The organism is Rhizobacter sp. P2_H2, from assembly GCF_056403375.1.
In genome coordinates, this window is the sequence record NZ_JBFUFP010001088.1 from 1 (window position 1) to 1,769 (window position 1,769).

Annotated in this window: 1 protein-coding gene; it reads left to right on the forward strand. The window is 68.9% G+C overall.

Annotated elements, in window-relative coordinates:
* Positions 1-1,769: zinc-dependent metalloprotease (locus AC1D15_RS30305; protein WP_477828945.1), on the forward strand; the 1,769-nt coding region annotated here is incomplete at both ends.

The following is a 1,769-nucleotide window of genomic DNA, read 5'->3' on the forward strand; positions in this document are numbered from 1 at the left end:
GGTCAGCGCGGCGGCCGCGGCAGCCGCCGCCTCGGCGGCCTCGGCGCCCGGCGCCACCGTGGTGCGGCTCGACCCCGCCGCCCCGAAGCCCTTCGACGAGATCATCAAGGGCGCGACCCGCCAGGACGGCTTCGTGCCGGTGTGGCGCAAGGACGAGAAGACCTGGCTCGAGATCCCGGTCGAGCGGCTGGACCAGCCGTTCATGCTGTCGATCAACATCTCGAACTCGATCGGCGAGCGCGGCCTGTACGCCAGCCAGATGGGCCCGCAGTGGCTGGCCAGTTTCCGCAAGATCGGCAGCAACCTGATCCAGCTGGTGGCGCTGAACACCAACTACGTCGGCACCACGCCGGCGATGCAGGCGAGCGTCGAGCAGGCGTTCTCGAACAGCCTGCTGGGCGCGGCCGCCATCGTCAGCGCGCCGCACCCGCAGCGCAAGTCGGTGCTGGTCGACGCGAACTTCCTGCTGTCGGACATGCCCGGCTATTCCACCGCGATCGAGACCGCGTTCCGCCTGCCGTTCGCGCTGGACCGCGGCAACTCGTACTTCGAGAAGATCCGCGTCACCGACGACCTGACGACGCTGAACGCGCGCATGCACTTCGCGACCTCGCGGCTGCCCGCGCCGCCGCTCACGCCGAGCCCGGTGCCGACGCCGGCACCGCCGCAGACGACGCCGGATCCGCGCAGCATGTTCATCGGCTACGTGTACAACTTCGCGAAGCTCGGCGAGCCGATGGCGCCGCGCAAGACCGACCCGCGCCTTGGTCACTTCTTCGACGTCGTCACCGACCTGACCACCGACACCAAGGCCAACCCGCGGCTGCACTACGTGACGCGCTGGCGCCTCGAGAAGAAGGACCCGCAGGCCGAGCTGTCCGAACCGAAGCAGCCGATCGTCTACTGGCTCGACAAGAACATCCCGGTGCAGTACCGCGGGGCGGTCGAGGCCGGCGTGCTGGAATGGAACAAGGCCTTCGAGCGCATCGGCTTCAAGAACGCGATCGTCGCGAAGCAGCAGCCCGACGATGCCGACTGGGACAACATGGACGCGCGCCATGCGTCGATCCGCTGGTTCACCGGCGCCGACGTCGGCTTCKCGATCGGCCCGAGCCATTCCGATCCGCGCACCGGCGAGATCATCGATGCCGACATCGGCATGAGCGACGTGTTCGGGCGCGGCGCGCGGCGCTTCCTGGTCGAGGACGTGGGCCGTGCCCAGGCCTCGGCTGCGTCCTTCCCCTCGCCCGCCTTCGCCGCGTGGAGCAAGTTCGGTGGTGCCGATTACTGCAACTACGCGCAGGAGGCCGCTGCCGAGATGGACTTCGCGATGGACCTGCTCGAAGCGCGCGGCGAGATCGCGCCCGACGGTCCGGAGGCGGATGCCTTCGTGCAGTCGCGCATCAAGGATGTCGTGATGCACGAGGTCGGCCACACGCTCGGGCTGAAGCACAACTTCAAGGCGTCGACGGTGGTGAGCCGCTCGCAGCTGCAGGACAAGGGCTTCACCGAGAGCAAGGGCATCTCCGGCTCGGTGATGGACTACAACGCCTACAACCTGGCGCTGGCCGGCGAGAAGCAGGCGAGCCTGAACAACACGACGCTCGGGCCCTACGACTACTGGGCGATCGAGTACGCGTACAAGCCGGTGGCGCCGGCCGACGAGGCGGCCGAGCTGGCGCGCATCGCGGGGCGCAGCACCGATCCGCTGCTCGCCTATTCGGACGACGCCGAGGCTGGCGGCCAGCGCGGCAACGACGGCATCGACC